The organism is Geodermatophilus sp. URMC 62 (assembly GCF_052931475.1).
This window is the reverse complement of record NZ_JBRFHY010000001.1, coordinates 4,065,162-4,087,657: the sequence shown is the minus strand read 5'-3', so window position 1 is coordinate 4,087,657 and position 22,496 is coordinate 4,065,162. Positions and strand designations below refer to the sequence as shown.

Below are 22,496 nucleotides of genomic sequence, written 5' to 3'. Positions count from 1 at the left end.
CCCGAGAGGAAGGGACCCCGTGACCGAGAACGATCCCGGCGCGCTGCACTCCGCGCAGAACGACGCCGACTTCCCCGACGACGAGCGCGGCCTGACCGGCGTCGCCGAGGACCCCACCACCCCGCGGCCGGAGGGCCAGACCGCGCGGGACGTGTTCCCGGAGGACGAGGGCATCCCGGAGGTGGCGCAGGACGACTCGCCCACCATGCAGTCCGCGGAGGACCCGGAGTTCGCGCCGATGCCGGGCGAGGACCCCGGCGCGGTGACCGACTTCGGCACCACCGCCCGCGAGCAGTCCGACGGGGAGTCGCTCAGCGGCCGGCTCGACCGGGAGGTGCCCGACGTCCAGCCCGGCGTCCGCCCCGCCGAGGACCCAGAGGCGGCGTCCATGCAGCTGGAGCAGGACACCTCCACGACGCCGGAGAGCGACTCCGGCACCAACCGGACCGCCGACGACGTCGAGGCCACCGCCGACCGCCGGGCCGGCGGGGAGGGGCCGGAGGAGGCCGCCGTCCACGTCATCGACCCCTGAGGTAGGGCCGCACTCCCGCAGCCCGCGTCCCGCCCCCTCCGGTCAGCCGATCAGGACCCGGCACCCAGGACCTGGCACCCACAGCCCGCGCCCGGCGGGACGCCCCAGCGGCGTCCCGCCGGGCTGGTTGGCGTCTCGCCATCCGGTTGTCTACGTTGGATGACGCGGTTGAGCAGGCAGCCGCGTGCGCCGGTCGCCCCCATGGCTCCGGTGCACTTCTCAGGACCACCGGTGCACCCGGGGGTGATCACACCCCCGGGCCGTTCGTCGGTAGATTGACCGGTGGCCGCGCCGTGCGGTGTGGCCACTGAGAGGAGCTGCGTCCGTGACCGCATCCGACCTGCCTGCCGGAGGGCAGCACGACGTGCCCAGCGAGGGCACGGAGGCACCCTTCGACGACGTGATCACGCTCTCCACCGCCACGGGCGAGGACGGCTCGGTCACGGTGACGGTCGTCGGCGAGGTGGACACGTTCACCGCCCCGGTGCTGCGCTCCTCGCTGGACACCCAGCTCGAGCAACAGCCCCGCGAGCTCGTCATCGACCTGTCCGGTGTCCAGTTCCTGGGCTCCGCGGGTCTGGCCGTCCTCGTCGAGACCCAGAAGTCCGCCCGTTCGCGCGACGTCGACCTGCGGCTCGTCGCCACCACCCGGGCGGTCACCCGCCCGCTGGAGGTCACCGGCCTGATCGACCTGTTCACCATCGTGGACAGCAGCGCGCGCTGACCACCCGCACCACCCGCAACGAGGCCCCGCCCCGGCGGGGCCTCGTTGCGTTCGCGGGCGCCTGCAGGCGGGCCAGCGAGCGGCGGGCCCCTGCAGGCGGGCCGGCTAAGCGGACAGCAACTGGCAAACCGCCTGTTCGAGCACGCGCTGCGCCTCGCGGTCGTCCTCGGCGCCCGCGGCCTGGGTGAGCGCGTCGGCCACGGTCTCCCCGTGCTCGTACCGGTCGACCACCCGCGGGTCGACGTAGCTGGCCTTGCACACCGCCGGGGTGTTGCCGAGCTGCTCGGAGACCCGCACGTACGCGGCCTTGATCGTCTTGTTCCGCGCCGTCTTGTTCCTCGGCGGCGGCTGCTCGGCCAGCGTGGCGGCCATCAGCACCGTCGCGTTCCACGTGCGGAAGTCCTTCGCGGTGATCTCCGCGCCGCTGACCTCCTTGAGGTAGGCGTTGATCTCGTCGCTGGTGACGTCGTGCCAGGTGCCGTCGGCGAGCTGGTAGGCCAGCAGCTCGTCACCGGCGTCGTCGGGCCGCTCGAGCAGCTGCCGGACGACGGTCGCCGTCGGCCGGTCGGTGATCTCCACCTCCCGCTCGATGCTGCCCTTGGCGGTGTACCGGAAGAAGGTCCGCTCCCCCCGCACCGTGACGTGCTCGCGGCGCAGGGTGGCCAGGCCGTAGGTGCCGTTCTCCTCGGCGTACTCCTCGCTGCCGATCCGGAAGGTGCCCAGGTCCAGCAGCCGCAGGGCGCAGGCCAGCACCCGTGCCCGGTTGAGCCCGCGGGTGCGCAGCGCGGTCGCCACCTGGTCACGCACGTCGGGCAGCTCGGAGGCGATGGCCAGCACCCGCTCGTGCTTCTCGGCGTCCCGCCGGGCCCGCCACGCGTCGTGGTAGCGGTACTGGCGGCGCCCGGCGGCGTCGAGCCCGGTCGCCTGGATGTGCCCGTTGGGCCAGGGGCAGATCCAGACGTCCTTCCAGGCCGGCGGGATGGCGATCGCCCGGACGCGGTCGAGCCGTTCGGCGTCCCGGATCAGCTCCCCGCGCTCGTCGCGGTAGGAGAAGCCGCGCCCGGCCCGGCGACGGGTCCAGCCGGGGCCGTGCACGTCACTGCGCCGCAGTCTCACGCCCCGTGGATGGGCACCGGAGGCGTGCCTCAAACGACCGGCACCCGGACGGGCGCCGCTCAGCGCAGCTCGACCAGCCGCTCCAGCCCACTGACCAGGAGGATGTGGCGGGTGACACCGCCGTCGGGGGCGTGCACCACCAGCCGCCAGCCCTCGGCCTCGGCGATGGCGGCCACGGCGAGCACCACCCGCACCGCCGCGCTGCTGAAGAGGGTCACCCCGGTCAGGTCCAGCTCGACGCGGACGGTGCCGCCGTGACTGGCCTCCAGCAGCCGGATCCGCAACTGCTCGGCGCTGACCATGTCGACGTCGCCGGTGGCGTGCACCACCGGACTGCTGCCCGTGCGGTCGACGACGACGCTCGCGCCGGTGCCGCCGGCCAGGTGCTCGGGCTCCTCGTCGGGCGACTGACGCAGCCGGGTCCGCAGGGTGACCGTGGTGCCGTGCTCGCCCTGCACGACCATGCCGTCGACGAGCTGCCGCATGATCAGCAGCCCCCGGCCGCGGTCGCCGGGGTCGCGGTCGGGCGGGCGCCAGGTGCCCTCGTCGCGGACGGTCACGGTGAGCATGCCGTCGACATCCACGGCCGCGGTGACCTGCACGGGACCGGGCTCAGTGTCCCGGTAGGCGTGCTCGGCGGCGTTGGCGCACGCCTCGCCCACCGCGACCATGACGCCGACCCGGTCCTCCTCGCCCATGCCCAGCGCCGTGAGCCACGCGCTGAGCCGGCGGCGCACCGCCGGCAGCGACGAGGGGATGGCGAGCAGGTCCAGCTGCAGCGGCTCGACCGAGTGCGCCCGACGGTGGGTCACCAGGACGGCGATGTCGTCGGGACGGCCGTCGGGGGTGAGCAGTCCGCCGACGATCACACCGGCCAGCCCGGCCACCGCCTCGCCGTCGAGGGCCGCCGGGTCGGCGAGCGCGGCCCGGGCCACCTCGGTGAGCCGGGACAGTCCCTGCGCCGGCGGTGGGCCGGTCGCGGTGACCGCGCCGTCGGAGTAGAGGACGAGCGTGGCGCCCCGCTCGAGCTCGGCGCGGGCGACCGGGGTCGGGGCCCCGCGCAGGGTGCCCAGCGGCGGCCGGGCGGTGACCGGCAGGTAGGCGGTGCGCCCGTCGGCGTGCACGAGCAGCGGCGCGGGGTGGCCCGCCGCCGCGTAGGTCAGCGCGCCGGTGGCGGCGTCCAGGACGGCGTAGAAGACCGAGGCGCCCTGCACGTCCTCCATCTGGACGGCGAAGTCGTCGAGCGCGGCGAGCACCGCCGCCGGCGCGGGGTCGCGCAGCGCGCTGGAGCGCAGCGCTCCGCGCAGCCGGCTCATCGCCGCGGCGGCGGGCACCCCGTGGCCGACGGCGTCGCCGATGACCAGCGCCAGGCGGCCGTGGCCCAGTGACACCGCGTCGTACCAGTCGCCGCCGGCCGACCGCACGGAGCTGGCCGGGTGGTAGCTCCCCGACAGCCGCACGTCCGGCAGCAGCGGCAGCGAGGGCGGCAGCAGCGAGTGCTGGGCCTGGCCGACGACGTCCTGCTCGGCCGGCGTCGCCGGCCGGTGCCCCGCGGGGGCCGGGGCGCCGGCGGGGCGCGCGGGGCTCTCCTCGACCACCAGCACGACGCCGGGCCGGCCGCCGGTCACCAGCGGGCGCAACGCGACCGTGACCGGCGGACCGTCGCCGGGGAGGACACCGGTCAGCGTCTCGGGCCGGCCGCTGTCGAGGACCGCGGCGACGAGGTCGGCGACCGCCCGGCCGCCGACGACGGGCAGGTCGGCGGGGTCGGGGCCCAGGGCGCGGGCGCGGGCGTTGGCCCAGAGCGTGCGCGGTCCGGGGCCGGCCAGGAACCACAGCGCCGAGGGCGCGTCCTCCAGCGCGGCGACCAGTGCCGCCGGGCCCACGTCCTCGGCGGGAGGGGCCCCGGCGTGCTGCCCTGGCTGGCGTTCATCCGGGACAAGCAGACAACAGGGCCGGTACCCCGGCAACCGCGCACGGGAGCCGCCCGGACGGCCTCCCGGAGGGGCGCCGACGGTGTTTGGGAACCGGTCCGGATCGGGTAGGGCCGGGTGCTGGACGGACAGCGGAGCCCGCCCCCACGCGCACCCCGGCCGGGCGGCCGGGCAGGATGGGACACCGCCGGCGGCGGCCGGCGGGGCCGGAGCCGGCGAGGGCCCGGCGCGCGGGTGGCCGACCGCGGTACACGGATGAGGAGCAGACGACGGATGGCGGACTCGAGGAGTGCCCCCGCGCAGGACGGGCGACGCACCGAACGACTGGAGCTGCGCGTGCCCAGCACGCCCAACCAGCTCCCCGCGGTGCGCGCGATGGCCGGTGACCTGGCCATCCGCATGGACTACGACCTCGACTCGGTCGAGGACCTGCGCCTGGCGGTGGACGAGGCCTGCGCCACCCTCGCCGCGATCGCCCTCGGTGACGCCCCGCTGACCGTGGTGTTCGAGACGACCCGCGCCGGGCTGCACATCGACGCCTGGGTGCCGGTCGCCGAGGGGACCGGCGTCCCGCGTGACGGCTTCGGCTGGGCGGTGCTGCAGACGCTGGCCGACAACGTCGACGGGCGCGCGGCGACGCAGGGCGACGTGCCCGCCGGCGACGGCGGCGACGCCGCGGTCGCCGTCATCTCCATGGACAAGTACCTCCCCGGCCAGCGGCCGGGCGAGCTCGTCGGCGGTGCGGGCCAGAACCGCTCGGTCGCCCCGTGACCCCGGCGGCCGCCAGCCACCGGGCCGTCGAGGAGGACCCCCTGTCCGACCACACGTCCGGGAGCCCCGGGGGTCCGGCGGAGGAGACCGCCGAGGACGCGACCGAGGACCCGACCGAGGACCCGACCGAGGACAGCGCCGAGGACACCGCCGAGGACACCGCCGAGGACACCGCCGAGGACACGACGCCGCCCGCCTCGGAGGCCCGGGAGGCCGACGCCGACAGCGCGCCGGTGTCGGACAACCGCCGTCGCGCCGAGCGGACGGCACCGCTGTTCGCCGAGCTCGCCACGCTGGAGAAGGACGACCCGCGGCGGGAGCGGCTGCGCGAGATCCTCGTCGAGGAACACCTCCCCCTCGTCCGGCACTTCGCCCGCCGCTTCAGCAACCGCGGCGAGCCCTTCGACGACCTGCTGCAGGTGGGCACGCTGGGCTTGATCGCCGCGATCGACCGGTTCGACCCGACCCGCGGGGTGGAGTTCCTCTCCTTCGCCGTCCCGACGATCACCGGTGAGATCAAGCGGCACTTCCGCGACCAGGGCTGGTCGGTGCGCGTCCCGCGGCGGCTGCAGGAGCTGCACCTGTCGCTAAACTCCGCCGTCGGCGAGCTGGCGCAGAAGAACGGCCGCGCGCCGACGCCCTCGGAGCTGGCCGAGCACCTCGGCATCCCGCGCGAGGAGGTCCTCGAGGGCCTGGCCGTGGCCAACGCCTACCGCAGCAGCTCGCTCGACGAGCGGCTCTCCGGCGAGGACGACTCCCCCACGCTGGCCGCCACGCTCGGCGAGGAGGACGCGGCGCTGGAGGGCGTGGAGTACCGCGAGTCGCTGCAGCCGCTGCTGGCCACGATCCCGGCCCGCGAGCGGCGCATCCTCATCCTGCGGTTCTTCGGCAACATGACCCAGTCGCAGATCGCCGCCGACATCGGCATCTCGCAGATGCACGTGTCCCGCCTGCTGTCCCAGACCCTGGCCAAGCTCCGCGAGGGCCTGCTCAAGGACTGAGGACCCCCTCGCCCCCACGCCTCGCGAGCTCGGCGCGGGCCCCTGCGAGGGGGCCGTTCCCGCACGTCGCCGGTCAGGCCGGCGTGGGGTTGCCGTTCTGCTGCCGGACCTCGTCGGCGAGCTGGGGCAGCGGCGGCGGGGCGGGCAGCGCCGGCTCGTCGTCGGTGATGCTGCGCAGCTCGATCTTGGCCTCGGGCTGCTCGGCGGCCGGCGGCAGCTGGGACTCGAACCAGCTGCTGGTGTCGATCGGGCGCGCCGGCGCGGCCCCGTCGGCCGGCGCCGGGACGTCGAGGAAGGACCGCTCGCCGTCGGCCCCGCCGAGGCGGCCGAGGCCCTCGAGGGCCTTGCTGAACTCGCTCGGGACGATCCACATCTTGTTGGCGTCGCCCTGGGCGATCTGCGGCAGCGTCTGCAGGTACTGGTAGGCGAGCAGCCCCTGGTCGGGCCTGCCGTCGTGGATGGCCTGGAAGACCGTCTCGATCGACTTCGCCTGCCCCTGCGCCTGCAGGAACAGCGCCGCCCGCTCGCCCTCGGCCCGCAGGATGCGGCTCTGCCGCTCGGCCTCCGCCTCGAGGATCGCCGCCTGCTTCCTGCCCTCGGCCGACAGGATCGCCGAGGCCTTCTGCCCTTCCGCGGAGGTGATCGCGGCCTGCCGCTGCCCCTCGGCGGTGAGGATGATGGCCCGCTTGTCGCGGTCGGCGCGCAGCTGCTTCTCCATGGAGTCGCGGATCGACGGCGGCGGCTCGATCGCCTTGATCTCCACCCGGGCGACCCGCAGCCCCCACGGGCCGGTGGTGCCGTCGAGGACCTCGCGCAGCTGGCTGTTGATCCCGTCGCGGCCGGTCAGCGACTGCTCGAGGTTCAGCCCGCCGACGACGTTGCGCAGCGTCGTGGTGGTCAGCTGCTCCATACCGGTGATGTAGTTCGCGATGCCGTAGACGGCCAGCCGCGGGTCGGTCACCTGGAAGTAGACGACGGTGTCGATGCCGACCTGCAGGTTGTCGGCGGTGATCACCGGCTGCGGCGGGAAGGAGATGACCTGCTCGCGGAGGTCGACGGTGGCGCGCACGCGGTCGATGAACGGCACGAGCAGCGACAGACCCGGGGAGAGTGTGCGGCTGTAACGACCGAGCCGCTCGACCACCTTGGCCTGGGCCTGCGGCACGATCGTCACGGCCTTGGCCACCACGACGACGAACACCAGTGCGACGACCAGCAGGGCGATGAGGGCGGGAGTCACGGGATCCTCCGGTGCGTCGCGGACGGTGCACCGATCATCCTGCCGCTCGCGGCGTCGCCGGTCACGCACGTCCGGCGCGGGTCACCCCAGTTCGAGGGCGTCGCCGACGACGGCGGTCGCGCCGTCGACCTGCAGGATGCGCACGGTCGTGCCGACGGGGAAGGTCTCGCCGCCGTACTGGCTGCGGGCGCTCCACTCGTCGGCGCCCACCTGGATGCGGCCACTGGAGGCATCGACATCCCGGGTCACCCGGGCGGTCCGGCCGATGAGCGCCTGCACGCCGTCGACGTGGCCGGGGACGTGGCTCTCGAGGCGGGCCTTGGCCGCCGGCCGGACGACGGCGAGCAGCAGCGCCGAGACGACGATGAAGGCGACCAGCTGGACGGCGACCGCGCCGCCGGCGAGCGCGACGACCGTGCCGCCCACGGCGCCCCCGGCGAACATGAGCAGCACGAGGTCACCGCTGGCCACCTCGCCGGCGACGAACAGGCCCGAGGCGATCATCCACAGCAGCCACGCAGCCATGGCCCGAGTCTCGCAGGTCCGGGCGGGGTCGTGGCGCCCCGGCGACCGCGACGTAACCTCGCCCGGTGCACGACCTCCCCGCCGGCCGGTTCGCGGTCTGGGCGACCGCGTGGCTCTCCGGCCGCACCGCCTACGACACCGCTCTCGACGCGCTGACCGACGACCGCGCGCACCGCGTGACCGGCCTGCCCGGCAGCGACGGCGCCGTCCCGCTCGGCTGGGCGCTCACCGCGCTCCGCGGCCTCGGCGAGCGCCGGCTGCGCCTGGTGCTGCCCGTGCCCGGCGACGTCCGCGGGCTGCCGCGCGCACCGGGGTTGGCCGCGCTCGCGGTGGAGGCCGGGCAGGCCGCCGTCGGCGAGCACGTGGCGCTGGTACCGGAGGAGCTCGGGCCGGAGGTGACCGCCTGGACGGCGTTCGGTCTCGATGGGGTGCCGCCCGCGCCACCGCCGGTCGAGGGGTCGCTGCGGCAGGTGTCGGGCGCGCTGGACCTCGCCGTCGGCGACGCCGCCCGCACCCTGGCCGCCCTGGACCTGGCCCGCTGGCACCCCGAGGTGCCGGCGCTGCTGGCCGGGCTCGGCAGCGCGCCCGCTCCGGGCCTGCCGCCGGACACCGACCCGCTGGCGCTGTCGGTGCTCACCCGGGCCCAGCGGCTGGCGCGGGTGCTCGACCTGGCCCTCACCGACGCCCCCGGTGGCGCGGTCACCCACGGGCAGGCGGCCGCGCGCGACGAGGCGCTGCGCCCACTGGCCACCGCGGTCCGCGAGGCGATCACCGCCGCCTGCAACGCCGTCCCCCGCTGAGCTGCTCCGCCCGTGATCACCGGCGGGTGGTCGCGCCCGCCGGCGTGTCGGACCGCCACTCGCCGATGATCACGGCATCCCCCCTCCCGCAGGAGGTCAGGGACGGCGGGCGGTGACCAGCCAGGCGGCGGAGCCGAACTCGATGCCGTCGGGGCCGGTGTGGGCCTCCAGCCGGCGCCGGAGATCGGCCACGGCGCGGGCCCGGGCGGCGTCGTCGAGCCCGTCGAGCAGCCAGCCGGCCAGGCCGAGCACGAACTCCTGGGCGTCGTCGGCGTCGGCGCCGAACCACTCCGGCTCGGCCAGACCCTCGACCTCCACCTGACGGTGACCCGCGGCGGCCAGCACGCCGCGCAGGTGGTCGGGGTCGGCGAGGGAGAACGGCCCGGGCGCGCCGGGCGGCGGGCTGGGCAGCGGGCGCCCCGCGGCCAGCGCCCCGAGGATCTCGGTCATCCACTCGTTGGCCTCCAGCGCCTGCCACACCAGCAGGACCAGCCGGCCGCCGGGCACCAGCGCCCGGCCGACGTTGGCCAGCGCGGCCACCGGGTCGGCGAAGAACATCGCGCCGGTGCGACTGATCGCCACGTCGAAGCCGGCCGGCGGGAAGTCGGCCACCTGGGCGTCGGCCTGCTGGAACCGGACGCCGGTCAGCTCCTCCTCGGCGGCGCGGCGCCGGGCGACCTCGAGCATCGCCGAGGACAGGTCGACGCCGAGCGCGGACCCGGTGCGGCGCGCGGCCTCCCGGGTCGTGCGGCCGGTGCCGCAGCCGACGTCGAGGACCCGCTCCCCCGGCCGCAGGTCGGCCGCGGCGAGGAAGGCGGCGTCGTAGCGGGCGACCGACCGGTCGAAGCGGTCGGCCTGGGCGGCCCAGTAGGCACCCTGCGCGCCGTCCCAGGCGCCCAGCTGGCCGGCATTGGCGGGGTGGACGTCGACCACGGCACACCGTCCTGACCGGGGACTGGGACTGGGACGCCCCGGTCTACCCGCGGCCGGCCGGCGGGTCAACGCCCCGCCGCGCCGCCCGCTCCGGGGGTGTTCCTCCGGGTGGAGGGGTGTTGCAGGACCCCCGGAGCCCGGGGAACACCCCGGGAGGTCCGGTCAGGCCGGGCGGGCCGCCGGGCGCTGCACGAAGCAGCAGGCCGCCGGGCAGTTGGTGCCCAGCCGCGGCTCACTGCCGGAGCGCCGCTCCTGCAACAGCTCCCGGACCATGGCCACGAACGCCGGGTGGGTGCCCGCCGTCGCGGCCCGCACGAAGGCCATGCCGAGCTCCTCGGCGGTCTCGCGGGCCTCGTTGTCGAGGTCCCAGACCACCTCGAGGTGGTCGCTGACGAACCCGACGGGGAACAGCACGACCGCCGTCTCGCCGTTCTCGTGCAGCGCCCGCAGGTGGTCGTTGACGTCCGGCTCCAGCCACGGCACCGACGGCGGGCCGCTGCGGCTCTGCCACACCAGGTCGAAGCCCCGGCCGGGGTCGACGGCGTCGACGACGGCGCGGGCGGCGGCGGTCAGCTCTCCTTCGTAGGCGTGCCCGTCAGGACCGGCGACGACGGCCATCGCGTCGGGAATCGAGTGCGCCGTCGCCACCAGCCGCGCCGAGCCGCGCACGTCGTCGGGCAGCTGCGCCAGCGCGGCGGCCAGGGCGTCGGCGTTGGCCCGCACGAAGCCCGGCGCGTCGAAGTAGTGCGGCAGCTTCTCCGCCGTCGGGCCTCCGCCGGTGGCGATGCGGGCCCGGGCGACGTCCTCGTGGTACTGCCGGCACCCCGAGTACGACGCGTACGCCGAGGTGGCCAGCACGTACACGTGCTCGATCCCGTCGTCGGTCATCTGCTGCCAGACGTCCTCGACGTAGGGGTCCCAGTTGCGGTTGCCCCAGTACACCGGCAGGTCGACGCCGGCCGCGGCGAGGTCGGCCCGCACCGCGGCGACCAGCGCCTCGTTCTGCTCGTTGATCGGGCTGACCCCGCCGAAGTGGTGGTAGTGCTCGGCGACGTCGACCAGCCGCTCGGGCGGGACGCCGCGCCCGCGGGTGACGTTCTCCAGGAACGGCATGACGTCGTCGGTGCCGCGCGGCCCGCCGAAGGAGAGCACCAGCAGCGCCTCGCGACGGCCGGCCGGGGCCGGGGCGGACGACGGCGGCGCGCCCCCGTTGTTGCGGACGGCGAGCGACGGGTCCTCGTCGGGTCGCTGGCCGGGGTGGAGGTCGACGGTGGCGCGGGGCACGGGCCCTCTCTCCGCGGGGTGCTCAGACGCCCACGGCGTGGAAACCGCCGTCGACGTGGACGATCTCGCCGGTGGTGGCCGGGAACCAGTCCGACAGCAGCGCGACGACGGCCTTGCCCGCCGGCTCGGTGTCGGTGACCGACCAGCCCAGCGGGGCGCGGCCCTCCCAGGCCTGCTCGAACTGGGCGCTGCCGGGGATGGACTTCATCGCCATGCTGCGCAGCGGGCCGGCGGCGACGAGGTTGACCCGCACGCCCTCGGGGCCCAGCTCGCGGGCGAGGTAGCGCGACGTCGACTCCAGGGCCGCCTTCGCCGCGCCCATCCAGCCGTAGACCGGCCAGGCGACGCTGGCGTCGAAGGTCAGCCCGACGACGGAGGCGGTCCCGCCGAACAGCGGCCGGCAGGCCTGGGTGAGCGAGGCCATCGACCAGGTCGACACCTGGAAGGCCGTGGCCGCGTGCTCCCACGCGACCTCGGGGAACCCCTCCCCCATGGCCTCCTGCGGCGCGAAGCCGATCGAGTGGACGACGCCGTCGAGGCGGTCGCCGACGTGCTCGCGCAGCCGGTCGGCCAGCGTCGCGAGGTGCTCGGTGTTCGTCACGTCGAGCTCGACCACCGGCGCCTCGGCGGGCAGCCGCTTGGCGATCCGCTGGCACAGCGACAGCGCGCGGCCGAAGTTGGACAGGACGACGGTGGCGCCCTGCTCCTGCGCGATCCGCGCGGTCGCGTACGCGATCGAGGCCTCGGTCAGCACGCCGGTGACCAGGACGGTCTTGCCCTCGAGAATGCCCATCAGTGCCCCATCCCCAGTCCGCCGTCGACCGGGACGACGGCCCCGGTGATGTAGCCGGCCGCGTCGCCGGCCAGGAAGCGCACGACGCCGGCGATCTCCTCCGCCGAGGCGTAGCGGCCCAGCGGCACCTGGCCGAGGATCTCCTGCTGCCGCTTCTCCGGCAGCGCCGCGGTCATGTCGGTCTCGACGAAGCCCGGCGCCACCACGTTCGCGGTGATGCCGCGGCTGCCGAGCTCGCGGGCGATCGAGCGGGCCAGGCCCACCAGACCGGCCTTGGACGCCGCGTAGTTGGTCTGCCCCGCCGAGCCCAGCAGCCCGACGACGGAGGAGACGAACACCATCCGGCCGCTGCGGGCGCGGACCATCCTCGCCGCGGCCCGCTTGGCCACCCGGTAGGCGGCAGTCAGGTTGGCGTCGAGGACGTCGGTGAAGTCGTCCTCCTTCATCCGCATGAGCAGCCCGTCGCGGGTGATGCCGGCGTTGCTGACCAGCACCTCGACCGGCCCGTGGGCCTGCTCGACCTCGGTGAAGGCCCGGTCGACGGCCTCGGCGTCGGTGACGTCGCACTGCACGCCGAGCAGCCCGTCGGGGGCGCCGCTGCCGCGGTGGGTGACCGCCACCCGGTCGCCGTGGTCGGCGAACGCGCGGGCGATGGCCAGCCCGATCCCCCGGTTGCCGCCGGTGACCAGCACCGACCTGCCGGACTCCGCCATCCGTGCCCTCCTCGCCGTCCGCCCGTGTCGGCTCCCGAACCTAGTCGCTGGCCACGGGTCCCACCCGGCCGCCGCCGGCTCCCGCCCGGACCCGCGACGGTGAATCCGAACGCCGTTCTGGTCATGCGGACCCGCCCGGTCTAGGTTCGTGACGTCCGTCACGCCGTTCCCGGAGGCCCCATGACCACGACCGAGCTGCCCAGCCGCGCGACCGCCCCGGAGCCGGCGGGGGACGCCGGGATCCCCGCGCACGTCGACGTGCTGGTCGTCGGTGCGGGCATCTCCGGCATCGACGCCGCCCACCACCTGACCACGCGGTTCCCGGAGCGCAGCTTCGTCGTCCTCGACGCCCTGCCGGCGCGCGGCGGCACCTGGTGGACCCACCGCTACCCCGGCGTCCGCTCCGACAGCGACCTGTTCACCTTCGGCTACTCGTTCAAGCCGTGGCGGGGCCCGTCGATCGCGACGGCCGACGAGATCCTCGCCTACCTCGACGAGGTGGTCGAGGAGTCCGGGCTCGGCCCGCGCATCCACCACCAGCACCGGGTGACCGCCGCGAGCTGGTCGACCGAGGAGCGCCGCTGGACCGTCGAGGTCACCCGCGAGGACACCGGCGAGCAGCTGCGCCTGACCGCCGGCTTCCTGTGGATGTGCCAGGGCTACTACGACCACCGGCGCGCGCACACGCCCGAGTGGCCGGGGCTGGACCGCTTCGGCGGCACCGTCGTGCACCCGCAGCACTGGCCCGACGACCTCGACACCACCGGCAAGCGGGTGGTGGTGATCGGCTCGGGCGCCACCGCGGCGACGGTGGTGCCGGCGCTGGCGCAGACGGCGGCGCACGTGACGATGCTGCAGCGCTCGCCCACGTTCTTCATCGCCCGGCCCAAGACCCACGAGCTGGCGGTCACCCTGCGGGCCCTCGACGTCCCCGAGGAGTGGACCCACGAGATCCTGCGGCGGGCGCACATCGCCGAGGGCGACGAGCTGCAGCGGATGTCCTTCGAGAGCCCCGAGGAGCTGCGCGCCTTCCTCGTCGAGGAGATGCGCCCCCTGCTGCCCGAGGGGTTCGACGTCGACAGGCACTTCAGCCCGACCTACCGCCCGTGGCAGCAGCGCCTGGCGGTCCTGCCCGACGGCGACCTGTTCGCCGCGCTGCGGGAGGGAACGGCCTCGGTCGTCACTGACACCATCGAGACGTTCACCGAGACCGGCATCCGGCTGGCCTCCGGGGAGGAGCTCGAGGCCGACGTCGTCGTCACCGCGACCGGCTTCGACCTGTCGGTGTTCGGCGACGTCGCCTTCACCGTCGACGGCGAGCCGGTCGTCTTCCCCGAGCGGGTCACCTGGCGCGGGATCATGATCACCGGCGTGCCGAACATGGCCTACGTCTTCGGCTACTTCCGGCACAGCTGGACGCTGCGCGCCGACCTGGTCAGCGCCTTCGTCTGCCGGCTGTTCGAGCACATGGCCGAGCGCGGCGCCTCCGTCGTCGTCCCCCGGCTGCGGCCGGAGGACGCCGACATGCCGCTGCTGCCCTGGGCCGACCCGGACAACTTCAACGCCGGCTACGTCATGCGCTCGCAGCACCTGCTGTTCAAGCGCGGCGACCGCGAGCCCTGGACCCACCTCAAGGAGTACGTCGAGGAGCGCGACAGCCTCCCGGCCGCCGACCTCGACGACGGCCTCGTCTACTCCTGACGCGCCGCCCGACCACCCCCGAGAAAGAGGAGAACCGTGCCGGTCGATCAGCACACCGCCGCCCTGCTGGGCATGCTCGAACAGTCGGGCATGCCCCCGATGTACGAGGGGACGCCCGACGCCGGGCGCGCGCAGTACCTGGCACTCACCGCCGGGACCCGCACCCCGGAACAGGTCGTGGCCGTCGGGAGCACCGAGGACCTGACCGTCCCCGGCGCCGTGGGTGACCTGCGCGCCCGGGTGTACCGGCCCGAGGGCGAGGGCCCGTTCCCGACCGTCGCGTTCTTCCACGGCGGCGGCTGGGTGATCGGCGACCTCGACACCCACGACAACATGGCCCGCCACGTGTGCCGGGGCGGGCGGGCGGTCGTCGTCGCCGTCGACTACCGGCTGGCGCCGGAGCACCCGTTCCCCGCGGCCGCCGACGACGCCGTGGCCTCGGCGCGCTGGATCGCCGCGCACCTGGACCGCTTCGGCGGCGACGACCGGATGGCCGTGGCCGGCGACAGCGCGGGCGGCAACCTCGCCGCCGTCGTCGCCCAGGTGCTGACCGCCGAGGGCACCCGGCTCAGCGGGCAGTTCCTCATCTACCCGGCCGTCGACGCGATGGGCGAGTACCCGTCGCGGGTGGAGAACGCGCGCGGCTACTTCCTCGAGCAGCCCACGATGGACTGGTTCTACGGGCACTACGCCGGTGCGTTCGACGACGCCAAGGACCCGCGCCTGTCGCCGCTGCACGCGGCCGACCTCTCCGGCCTGCCGCCGGCGGTGATCGTGACGGCGGAGTACGACCCGCTGCGCGACGAGGGCGAGGCCTACGGCGAGGCCCTGCGCGCCGCCGGCGGAGAGGCCTCGGTCACCCGCTACGCCGGGCTGATCCACGGGTTCTTCGACATGGGCACCGCCTCACCGGCCGCCCAGGCCGCGATCGACGAGAGCAGCGCCCGCTTCGGGGAGCTGCTGCACCGCTGAGCACCCCATCCGGCCCCGGTCCGCGCCCGCGGACCGGGGCCCGATCGTGTCCTCGGCCCCGTGCCCTCAGCCCAGGCGCAGCGGCAGCGCCCGGGGCCCGCGGATCTGCCCGGTCGACCACCGCACCGCCGCGGGGTCGGCCAGGCTGAACTCGGGGACGCGGTCGAGCCAGACGTCGAGCGCCACGCGCAGCTCCATCCGCGCCAGGTGCGAGCCGACGCAGCGGTGGATGCCCAGGCCGAAGGCGGCGTGCCGGTTGACCTGGCGGTCGACGAGCACCTCGTCGGCGCGGTCGAACCGGGCGGGGTCGCGATTGGCGGCGGGGAAGGACAGCAGGACCCAGTCCTCGGCCCGCATGTCCACGCCGCGCCAGTGCACGTCCTCTTTCACCAGCCGCGCCATGGTCACCGGGGCGTAGGCGCGCAGGAACTCCTCGACCGCCGTCGGCCGCAGCGCGGGGTCGGCGACCAGGCGGCGCCGGTCCTCGGGGTGCCCGGCCAGGTGCCACAGCGAGGCGCCGATCGCGCTCCAGGTGGTGTCGATGCCGGCGATGAGCAGCAGCGCCATCGTCCCGGCCACGTGCGCGGGCTCGAGCTTGCGCCCGTACAGCTCGGCCTCGAGCAGGTAGGTGGTGAGGTCCTCGCGCGGGTGCTCGAGGTGGTCGCGGATCTGGACGAGCAGGTACTCGAAGAGGTGGCTGCTGCGCGCGATGCGCTCGTCCGGCGGCAGGTCGATCGCCTCGAGCGCGTTCTCGACGAAGTGCCGGAACCGCGGCCCGTCCTCGGGCGGGAAGCCGAGCATGTCGGCGATGACCCGCACCGGGATGTGCTGGGCGTAGTCGGCGGCCGCGTCGACGACCTCCCGCCCGGCCAGGCCGTCGAGCAGCGCGTGGCAGTACGCCCGGGTCGACTCCTCCTGGCGGCTCACCGCGCTCTTGGTGAAGGCCGGCAGCAGCAGCTTGCGGGCGTCGTGGTGGAACGGCGGGTCCGAGGAGATCGGCGGCGTGCCGCCCACCGGGGCGAGCGCCCGGGGCGGGCGGAAGTTGCCGGCGATGATCGCCCGCGAGGAGAAGTGCTCGGTGTCGTAGGCCACCGCGGCGACGTCGTCGTAGCGGGTGGGCAGCCACGCCCCGCCGAAGCGCTCGGTGTGCGCGATCGGGCACCGCTGGCGCAGGTCGTCCCAGATGCCGATCGCCCCCTCGGCCCACTCCTCCTCGGTGTGGGAGAAGTCGGTGGCCCAGTCGGTCACCGGCCCGGTCACCGGCTCGGTCATGGAGCCGAGGGCGGGGTCGGACCGCAGGCTGCCGGCGTCTGCGGTGAAGCGGTCGTCGACGGTCACGGCGCGACCTCCTCGAACACCAGGACCGCGGCCTCGGGGCAGTTGTCGGCGGCGAGGTGGGCGGCGTCCTCGCAGCCGGGCGGCACCTGCCCGTCGGTGGTCAGCAGGGTGGCGTAGCCCTCGTCGTCGGCACCGAACAGGTCGGGCGCGAGGTCGTAGCACCGCCCGTGGCCCTGGCACAGGCTCGGGTCGATCTGCACTCTCATGGACGGCTCCCCATCTCGGCGGTGGTGGCGGGGTCGGCTGCTGGTGCGAGGGACGCGACGAGGCGGCCGAGCAGGGCGGTCCACTCCTCGTCGTCGACCGGGTCGACGTCCGGGCCGACGAGGGCGGTGCCGACGGCCAGGGCCAGGCACAGGTGCGCGACGGCGCGCGGCGACACGGCGGCGTCGATGCCGCCGTCGTCCTGCCCGCGCCGCACCAGGCCCGCCAGCCAGTCGGCGCGCTCGTGCACGTAGCCGCGCACGGGCCCGAGGACGTCGCCGTCGCGCCGGGCCGCCACGAGCGCCTCGACCAGCAGCTCGCCGTCGGGCTCCCGCCGGCGGCGCAGCGTGCGGCCGCTGGCGAGCAGCAGGTCGGGCAGCGAGCGGGTGGGCTCGGCGGCGACGAGGTCGGCGAGCAACCGGCGGCCGTGCACGCGGAGCGCGTCGACGAGCAGCTCGGCCTTGGACCCGAAGTAGGCGTACATCGCGCCGTTGCTCAGCCCGGCCGCCGCGGCGACCTCGGACACGCGGGTGCCCTCGTAGCCCCGGCGGGCGAAGACGTCGGCGGCCGCGCGCAGCAGACGGTCCCGCGTGTCCGCCGCGGTGGCACCCGGAGTGCGACCCACGTCACGAATCGAACAGTGGTTCAATTCCCGCCGTCAAGGGGTCGGCGCGCGAGAGCGCCGCGAGCCGCTGCCCGACGACGCGCTGCTGCACGGCTGCGCGCCGGCCCACGTGTCCGACGTCCTGCTGCTGTCGACGTCTCTGGCGCCGCACCGGACCATGATCGGGGCCCCGGACGTCGCGGCGGCCAGCCTCGACCACGCGGGGTGGTTCCACCGTCTCGCCCGCGCCGACGAGTGGCTTACTACGAGCAGGAGAGCACCTGGGCCGACGGCGGGCGGGTGATGTGCTCGGGCCGGGTCCTCGACCGCGCCGGCCGGCTGGTGCTCACCGTGGCGCAGGAGGGGACGGTCCGTCCGCTGGGGCGTCGTCGACCTCCACCCCGGGGACCCCCATCCCGGGGACCTCCGCCCCGGGCGCCTCCGCTTCGGGCAGGACGCCGAGCCGCTCGATCATCGCGAGGGCGGCGTCGGTGATCGCCTCGGCCTCCCGGCGGCTGCGGCTGCCCATGACCTCGCGCGCGGCCTCGCCGATGACCGACGTGAGCACCGAGACCGTCAGCCGCCCGAGGGCGTCGTCGGGCGTGCCCAGCAGGACGGCGTTCTGCCGCAGCCACCCCGAGGCGCGCCGCCGTCGCATCAGCTCGAAGCCGGGTGGGCCGTCGGCGTCGACGAACAGCACGCCGACGGCGCGGCCCTCCCAGGAGCCGCGCAGGAAGCCGCGGGCGCCGGCGGCGAACAGCGCCAGCGGCCGGGTCTCCCCCGCCGTGCGCGCCGCGGCCACGGCCCGGGCCGCGCGCTGCTCCTGACTGCTCTGCCAGTCCTCCCACAGCGCGAGGAACAGCTCGCTCTTGCCGCCGAAGTGGTGGTAGAGGCTGCCCACGCTGGCGCCGGCCCGCTCGACCACCTCGGCGACGCCGGCGTCGGCGAAGCCGCGCTCGGCGAACACCGCGCGGGCGGCGTCGAGCAGGACCCGCCGGGTCTCCCCCGTACGGCTCCACTTCCAGGGGCTGCGGCCCTCGCTGCGGCCCTCGCTGCGGCCCTCGGGAGCACCGACGTCCCCGGGCATCGGTGTCCCCCTCGCGATCTCCGCCGGCAGCAGCCCCGGGCGGACCGGATGGTACGGCCGGGCGGCCGCCGGCCGGCCGGGTGCGGCTCCGACGTCCGGCGGCGATCCGGCCGACGCCTTGGGCGATCGCGCGTAGCGTTCGGGCACGGAGCCGCCCAGGCTCCCGACGAGGGAGCGCGCCATGGCCGACAAGTCCCCGCGACACTCGATGTCGAAGAAGTCCGGGAAGTCCCTCAAGGAGAAGCGCTCCGAGCGCAAGACCAAGGTCGACGCCCGGTCGCAGGTGGAGCGGCTCACCACCACCGACAAGAAGCACTGAGCCCCGACCGCCACCGGCGCCGGTTCCGCTCAGCGGGCAGGATCGCGGCGTGCTGAGCGACACCGACCTCACCCACCTGCGCCGCTGCGTCGACCTGGCGGCCGAGGCGCTCGAGGCGGGGGACGAGCCGTTCGGGTCGCTGCTGGCCGGTCCGGACGGCGCCGTGCTCCTCGAGGACCGCAACCGCGTGGCGGGCGGGGACGCCACGCGGCACCCGGAGTTCGCGATCGCCCGCTGGGCCGCCACGCACCTGTCCCCGGAGGACCGCACGGCGGGCACCGTCTACACCTCGGGCGAGCACTGCCCGATGTGCGCGGCCGCGCACGGGTGGGTGGGGCTCGGCCGCATCGTCTACGCCAGCTCCGCAGCGCAGCTGGCCGGCTGGCTGGCCGACCTCGGCGTCCCGCCGGCGCCGGTGCGTCCGCTGCCGGTCGGCGAGGTGGCGCCGGGTGTCCCCGTGGACGGCCCCGCGCCGGGCCTGGACGAGGAGGTCCGGGCCCTGCACGAGCGGCTGCACCGCGGCGGCTGACCCGCCCGCGGGCGGGTCAGACCGAGAACTGCGCCACCAGCCCGCGCAGCTGCCCGGCGAGGCGGCCGAGCTCGTCGGAGGCGTGCTGCGTGCTCGCGGCCTCCTGGGCGGCGTCGGCCGCCGAGGCCAGGCCGCCCACGGTCGAGGAGATGGCGGTCGCGCTGCTGGCGACCTCGCCCACGCTGCGGCTCATCTCCTGGGTGGTCGCGGTCTGCTCCTCGACGGCGGTGGCGATGGCCGACTGGAAGGCGTTGATCCGGTCGATCGTGTCGGAGACGTCGGCGATCGCCCGGGTCGCCTGGCCGGTGTCGGCCTGGATGGCCTCCACCCGTCGGGCGATGTCCTCGGTGGCCTTGGCCGTCTCCTGGGCCAGCTCCTTGACCTCGTTGGCGACGACCGCGAAGCCCTTGCCGGCCTCCCCGGCGCGGGCGGCCTCGATGGTGGCGTTGAGGGCCAGCAGGTTGGTCTGCTCGGCGATCGAGGTGATCACCTTGAGCACGTTGCCGATCTCGGCCGAGGACTCGCCGAGCTTGGCCACCGTCGCGCTGGTGTCCCGGGCGGTCTCCACGGCCGCGGCGGCGACCTGCGCGGCCTGCTGGGCGTTGACCGCGATCTCGCGGATGCTCGCGCCCATCTCCTCGGCGCCGCTGGCCGTCGTCTGCACGTTGCGGCTCACCTCGGCGGCCAGCCCGGCCGAGCCCTGCGCCTGGTCGGAGACCTGGGCCGCCGAGGAGGACAGCCGGCTGGCGACGTCGGAGAGCCCGGTCGACGCGCCGCTGAGCGTGTCCACGCTGCGGCCGATGTCGGCGACGGCCTCGCGCATCACGGCGCCCGCGTCGTTGAGGGCGCCGGCCATCTCGCCCATCTCGTCGCGGGTGCGCAGGTCCAGGTGGGCCGAGAGGTCCTTGCGGCCGAGCGCCCGCAGCGCCGCCACGCACTTCTGCAGGGGCCGGGTCACCGACACCTGGACGGCGCGGGCGAGGACGAGCGCGGCCACGAGCGCGAGGCCCAGGGTGATCAACGTGGCGGTCCGGTGGACGGTGGCCTCCTCCGCAGCGTCGGCCGACGTCCGGGCCGCGCGCTCCTGCACCTGGTCGACCATCGCCGTCGAGGCCTCGGTCACGGCGAGGTAGGTCACCAGCTGGCCCTGCTGGTCGTCGTTGAGCCACGTGACGAGCCGGTTGGCGGCGTCCGGGGCCCCGGAGGTGAGGATGGCGCGCGCCTGGTCGGCGGTGGCCAGGTAGTCCTCCCACGTGTCGGCCAGCGCGGCGAAGTCCTCGCGCTCGGCCGGGGTCATGTACTCGGTGTGGACCGAGTCGAGCATCTCGCGGGCCGCGGCGAGCTCACCCTGCAGCCCCTGCCAGTTCGGCCCGTCCGCGGAGACCGCCTGCTGCGGGCCGAGGGTGAAGGCATCGGTGGCGACGCCCATCTCCCACGCGCCGATGCTGGCGGTGTAGTAGGCCGACTCGTCCATCTCCTGCACCAGCACGCCCAGGTGGTCGACCTCGACCGCCGCGGCGTGCTGCGCGCTGAGCCCGACCAGGCCCACCACGGTCGCGACCGAGGAGAGGCCGAACACCAGCAGGAAGGCGAGGAACAGGCGGGGGCCGGTGCGCAGGCGGTTGAGCGGGTTCACGGGAACGGGATCTCCGGACGACGGCGGGCAGGACACCCGGACGATCGGTCGTCCTGGTCCCGGGTTGAGCCGAACCGGTCGGGCCCGTTCCGGGTCGAGGGCCCCGGCCCGTCCCCGGGGCCCGGCCCGAGGTCCTAGCCTCGGGACCACGTGGTCCCGGTCCCGCTCCTCGGAGGCCCTGATGCCCTACCCCGGCGCGCACGCCGTGACGACGCCCGACAAGCCCGCGGTCGTCATGGCCGGCACGGGCGAGACGCTGACCTACGCCGCGCTCGAGGAGCGCTCCACCCGCCTGGCGGCCCACCTGCGGGGGCTGGGGCTGCGGCGCGGGGACGTCGTCGCGCTGCTGACCGACAACCGGCCGCAGGCCAGCGAGGTCTACTGGGCCTGCCAGCGGGCCGGGCTCTACGTCACCGCGGTCAACTGGCACCTGACACCGGCCGAGGCGACGTACATCGTCGGCGACTGCGGCGCGACGGTCCTGGTCGCGTCGGCCGCCCTGGGCGACCTGGCCCGTGCCGTGCTGGCCGGGGTGCCGGGGATCCGCACGGCCCTGGCCTACGCCGGGGACGTCGAGGGGTTCGGCGACTACGAGGCCGCCCTCGCCGCGGCCGCCCCCGTGCCCCCGGCCGACCAGCCCCGCGGCGGGGACCTGCTCTACAGCTCGGGCACCACCGGCCGGCCCAAGGGGATCAAGCCGGCGCTGCCCGACCGGCAGGTGACCGAGCCGGGTGACACGCTCACGGCCGTCTTCGGCGGCATGTACGGGTTCGGCCCCGACACCGTCTACCTCTCCCCGGCGCCGATCTACCACGCCGCGCCGCTGCGCTTCGTCGGCATGGTCCAGGCCCTCGGCGGGACGGTCGTGATGATGGAGTCCTTCGGCGCCGAGGCCGCGCTCGCGGCCATCGAGCGGTTCCGGGTCACGCACAGCCAGTGGGTGCCGACGATGTTCGTGCGCATGCTCAAGCTGCCGGAGGAGGTCCGCCGCCGCTACGACGTCTCCAGCCTGCGCTGCGCGGTGCACGCCGCGGCGCCGTGCCCGGTGGAGGTCAAGCGGGCGATGATCGAGTGGTGGGGGCCGGTCCTCTACGAGTACTACGCGAGCACCGAGTCCAGCGGCGGCACCTTCATCGACAGCGCCCAGTGGCTGGGCAAGCCCGGGTCGGTCGGGCACGACGGCGTCATGGGGACCGTGCACATCGTGGGCGAGGACGGCGCGGACCTCGGCCCCGGCGAGGTCGGCGTCGTCTACTTCGAGCGCGAGGAGATGCCCTTCAGCTACCACGGCGACCCGGCGGCGACCGCGGCGGCCCAGCACCCCGACCACCCGACCTGGACGACGGTCGGCGACATGGGCTACCTCGACGAGGACCGCTTCCTGTTCCTCACCGACCGCCAGTCCTTCATGATCATCTCGGGCGGGGTGAACGTCTACCCGCGCGAGGTCGAGGACGTGCTGGTCCTGCACCCGGCCGTCGCGGACGTGGCGGTGATCGGGGTGCCCGACGAGGAGATGGGCGAGGCGGTGAAAGCCGTCGTCCAGCCCGCCGACGGCGTCGCGCCGTCCGACGACCTGGCGGCCGAGCTGATCGGCTACACCCGCGAGCGGCTGGCGCACTACAAGTGCCCGGCGTCGGTGGACTTCGTCGCGCAGCTGCCGCGCACGCCGACCGGCAAGCTCCGCAAGCACCTGCTGCGCGGCGACCACCGGCCGGCGACGACCCGCTGAGGCCGCCG

Annotated in this window: 23 protein-coding genes and 1 pseudogene; 11 read left to right on the top strand and 13 right to left on the bottom strand. The window is 75.3% G+C overall.

The window, feature by feature from the left end; genetic code table 11:
* Positions 1-19: 19 nt before the first annotated feature.
* A complete protein-coding gene (locus tag ACU616_RS19795) occupies positions 20-532 on the top strand; it encodes a hypothetical protein (RefSeq protein WP_446760125.1) in 513 nt (170 codons plus the stop codon).
* Positions 533-857: 325 nt separating this feature from the next.
* Positions 858-1,256, top strand: a complete 399-nt coding sequence (locus ACU616_RS19790) for an STAS domain-containing protein (protein ID WP_446760124.1) — start codon at positions 858-860, stop codon at positions 1,254-1,256.
* A 105-nt stretch (positions 1,257-1,361) separates the two neighbouring features.
* Here the strand turns inward: ACU616_RS19790 and ACU616_RS19785 are convergent, their stop codons facing one another.
* Together ACU616_RS19785 and ACU616_RS19780 are read right to left on the bottom strand one after the other, a co-directional pair.
* Positions 1,362-2,372, bottom strand: coding sequence for a DNA topoisomerase IB (locus ACU616_RS19785; protein ID WP_446760123.1), 1,011 nt, complete (start codon positions 2,370-2,372; stop codon positions 1,362-1,364).
* 59 nt (positions 2,373-2,431) lie between these two features.
* Positions 2,432-4,258 (bottom strand): SpoIIE family protein phosphatase, encoded by a 1,827-nt coding sequence (locus ACU616_RS19780; protein WP_446760122.1) that lies wholly within the window; start codon positions 4,256-4,258, stop codon positions 2,432-2,434.
* 384 nt (positions 4,259-4,642) lie between these two features.
* Here ACU616_RS19780 and ACU616_RS19775 point away from each other — a divergent pair, with 384 nt between their 5' ends.
* Positions 4,643-5,077: an ATP-binding protein gene (locus ACU616_RS19775; RefSeq protein WP_446760121.1), complete on the top strand. Its 435-nt coding sequence runs from the start codon at positions 4,643-4,645 to the stop codon at positions 5,075-5,077.
* Positions 5,074-6,078, top strand: a complete 1,005-nt coding sequence (locus ACU616_RS19770) for a SigB/SigF/SigG family RNA polymerase sigma factor (protein WP_446760120.1) — start codon at positions 5,074-5,076, stop codon at positions 6,076-6,078. The genes ACU616_RS19775 and ACU616_RS19770 overlap by 4 nt, the downstream gene beginning before the upstream one ends.
* Before the next feature lie 73 nt (positions 6,079-6,151).
* On the opposite strand, the gene ACU616_RS19765 is transcribed toward ACU616_RS19770, so the two are convergent.
* Positions 6,152-7,318 (bottom strand): SPFH domain-containing protein, encoded by a 1,167-nt coding sequence (locus ACU616_RS19765; RefSeq protein WP_446760119.1) that lies wholly within the window; start codon positions 7,316-7,318, stop codon positions 6,152-6,154.
* An 81-nt stretch (positions 7,319-7,399) separates the two neighbouring features.
* A complete protein-coding gene (locus tag ACU616_RS19760) occupies positions 7,400-7,843 on the bottom strand; it encodes an NfeD family protein (protein ID WP_446760118.1) in 444 nt (147 codons plus the stop codon).
* 65 nt (positions 7,844-7,908) lie between these two features.
* On the opposite strand from ACU616_RS19760, the gene ACU616_RS19755 reads away from it, so the two are divergent.
* Positions 7,909-8,643 carry a hypothetical protein gene (locus ACU616_RS19755; protein ID WP_446760117.1) on the top strand — a complete coding sequence of 245 codons (735 nt, stop codon included), beginning with the start codon at positions 7,909-7,911 and terminating at the stop codon, positions 8,641-8,643.
* Between the two features lie 96 nt (positions 8,644-8,739).
* On the opposite strand, the gene ACU616_RS19750 is transcribed toward ACU616_RS19755, so the two are convergent.
* From ACU616_RS19750 to fabG, 4 genes are all read right to left on the bottom strand, one after another.
* A complete protein-coding gene (locus ACU616_RS19750; protein WP_446760116.1) occupies positions 8,740-9,576 on the bottom strand; it encodes a class I SAM-dependent methyltransferase in 837 nt (278 codons plus the stop codon).
* Between the two features lie 162 nt (positions 9,577-9,738).
* Positions 9,739-10,860: a ferrochelatase gene (locus ACU616_RS19745; protein WP_446760115.1), complete on the bottom strand. Its 1,122-nt coding sequence runs from the start codon at positions 10,858-10,860 to the stop codon at positions 9,739-9,741.
* 22 nt (positions 10,861-10,882) lie between these two features.
* Positions 10,883-11,653, bottom strand: coding sequence for an enoyl-ACP reductase FabI (fabI, locus tag ACU616_RS19740; protein WP_446760114.1), 771 nt, complete (start codon positions 11,651-11,653; stop codon positions 10,883-10,885).
* Positions 11,653-12,366, bottom strand: a complete 714-nt coding sequence (gene fabG / locus ACU616_RS19735) for a 3-oxoacyl-ACP reductase FabG (RefSeq protein WP_446760113.1) — start codon at positions 12,364-12,366, stop codon at positions 11,653-11,655. Before fabG ends, fabI begins: the two co-directional genes overlap by 1 nt.
* 180 nt (positions 12,367-12,546) lie before the next feature.
* On the opposite strand from fabG, the gene ACU616_RS19730 reads away from it, so the two are divergent.
* Together ACU616_RS19730 and ACU616_RS19725 are read left to right on the top strand one after the other, a co-directional pair.
* Complete coding sequence (locus tag ACU616_RS19730) at positions 12,547-14,067, top strand: flavin-containing monooxygenase (RefSeq protein WP_446760112.1); 1,521 nt, start codon at positions 12,547-12,549, stop codon at positions 14,065-14,067.
* Between the two features lie 36 nt (positions 14,068-14,103).
* Entirely contained in the window at positions 14,104-15,039 is a 936-nt protein-coding gene (locus ACU616_RS19725; protein WP_446760111.1) for an alpha/beta hydrolase, read from the top strand.
* A 66-nt stretch (positions 15,040-15,105) separates the two neighbouring features.
* Here the strand turns inward: ACU616_RS19725 and ACU616_RS19720 are convergent, their stop codons facing one another.
* The 3 genes from ACU616_RS19720 to ACU616_RS19710 are packed head-to-tail and all read right to left on the bottom strand — an operon-like array spanning position 15,106 to position 17,206.
* Positions 15,106-16,377 (bottom strand): cytochrome P450, encoded by a 1,272-nt coding sequence (locus ACU616_RS19720; RefSeq protein ID WP_446760110.1) that lies wholly within the window; start codon positions 16,375-16,377, stop codon positions 15,106-15,108.
* Positions 16,374-16,583: a ferredoxin gene (locus ACU616_RS19715; RefSeq protein WP_446760109.1), complete on the bottom strand. Its 210-nt coding sequence runs from the start codon at positions 16,581-16,583 to the stop codon at positions 16,374-16,376. The genes ACU616_RS19720 and ACU616_RS19715 overlap by 4 nt, the downstream gene beginning before the upstream one ends.
* The gene (locus ACU616_RS19710; protein ID WP_446760108.1) at positions 16,580-17,206 is read right to left on the bottom strand and encodes a TetR/AcrR family transcriptional regulator; all 627 of its coding nucleotides are present in this window, start codon (positions 17,204-17,206) and stop codon (positions 16,580-16,582) included. Before ACU616_RS19710 ends, ACU616_RS19715 begins: the two co-directional genes overlap by 4 nt.
* Between ACU616_RS19710 and ACU616_RS19705 the strand changes: the two are divergent.
* Positions 17,172-17,497 (top strand): annotated as a pseudogene (locus ACU616_RS19705) (acyl-CoA thioesterase); the annotation flags it as partial. The gene ACU616_RS19710 and the pseudogene ACU616_RS19705 overlap by 35 nt on opposite strands.
* A 34-nt stretch (positions 17,498-17,531) precedes the next feature.
* Here the strand turns inward: ACU616_RS19705 and ACU616_RS19700 are convergent.
* Positions 17,532-18,272 carry a helix-turn-helix domain-containing protein gene (locus ACU616_RS19700; RefSeq protein ID WP_446760107.1) on the bottom strand — a complete coding sequence of 247 codons (741 nt, stop codon included), beginning with the start codon at positions 18,270-18,272 and terminating at the stop codon, positions 17,532-17,534.
* A gap of 181 nt (positions 18,273-18,453) precedes the next feature.
* On the opposite strand from ACU616_RS19700, the gene ACU616_RS19695 reads away from it, so the two are divergent.
* Both ACU616_RS19695 and ACU616_RS19690 read left to right on the top strand, forming a co-directional pair.
* Positions 18,454-18,591: a hypothetical protein gene (locus tag ACU616_RS19695; protein ID WP_446760106.1), complete on the top strand. Its 138-nt coding sequence runs from the start codon at positions 18,454-18,456 to the stop codon at positions 18,589-18,591.
* A 49-nt stretch (positions 18,592-18,640) separates the two neighbouring features.
* Positions 18,641-19,120, top strand: coding sequence for a nucleoside deaminase (locus tag ACU616_RS19690; RefSeq protein WP_446760105.1), 480 nt, complete (start codon positions 18,641-18,643; stop codon positions 19,118-19,120).
* 16 nt (positions 19,121-19,136) lie between these two features.
* Here the strand turns inward: ACU616_RS19690 and ACU616_RS19685 are convergent, their stop codons facing one another.
* Positions 19,137-20,756 carry a methyl-accepting chemotaxis protein gene (locus ACU616_RS19685; protein WP_446760104.1) on the bottom strand — a complete coding sequence of 540 codons (1,620 nt, stop codon included), beginning with the start codon at positions 20,754-20,756 and terminating at the stop codon, positions 19,137-19,139.
* Between the two features lie 181 nt (positions 20,757-20,937).
* Here ACU616_RS19685 and ACU616_RS19680 point away from each other — a divergent pair, with 181 nt between their 5' ends.
* Positions 20,938-22,488, top strand: a complete 1,551-nt coding sequence (locus ACU616_RS19680; protein ID WP_446760103.1) for an acyl-CoA synthetase — start codon at positions 20,938-20,940, stop codon at positions 22,486-22,488.
* Positions 22,489-22,496: the final 8 nt, after the last annotated feature.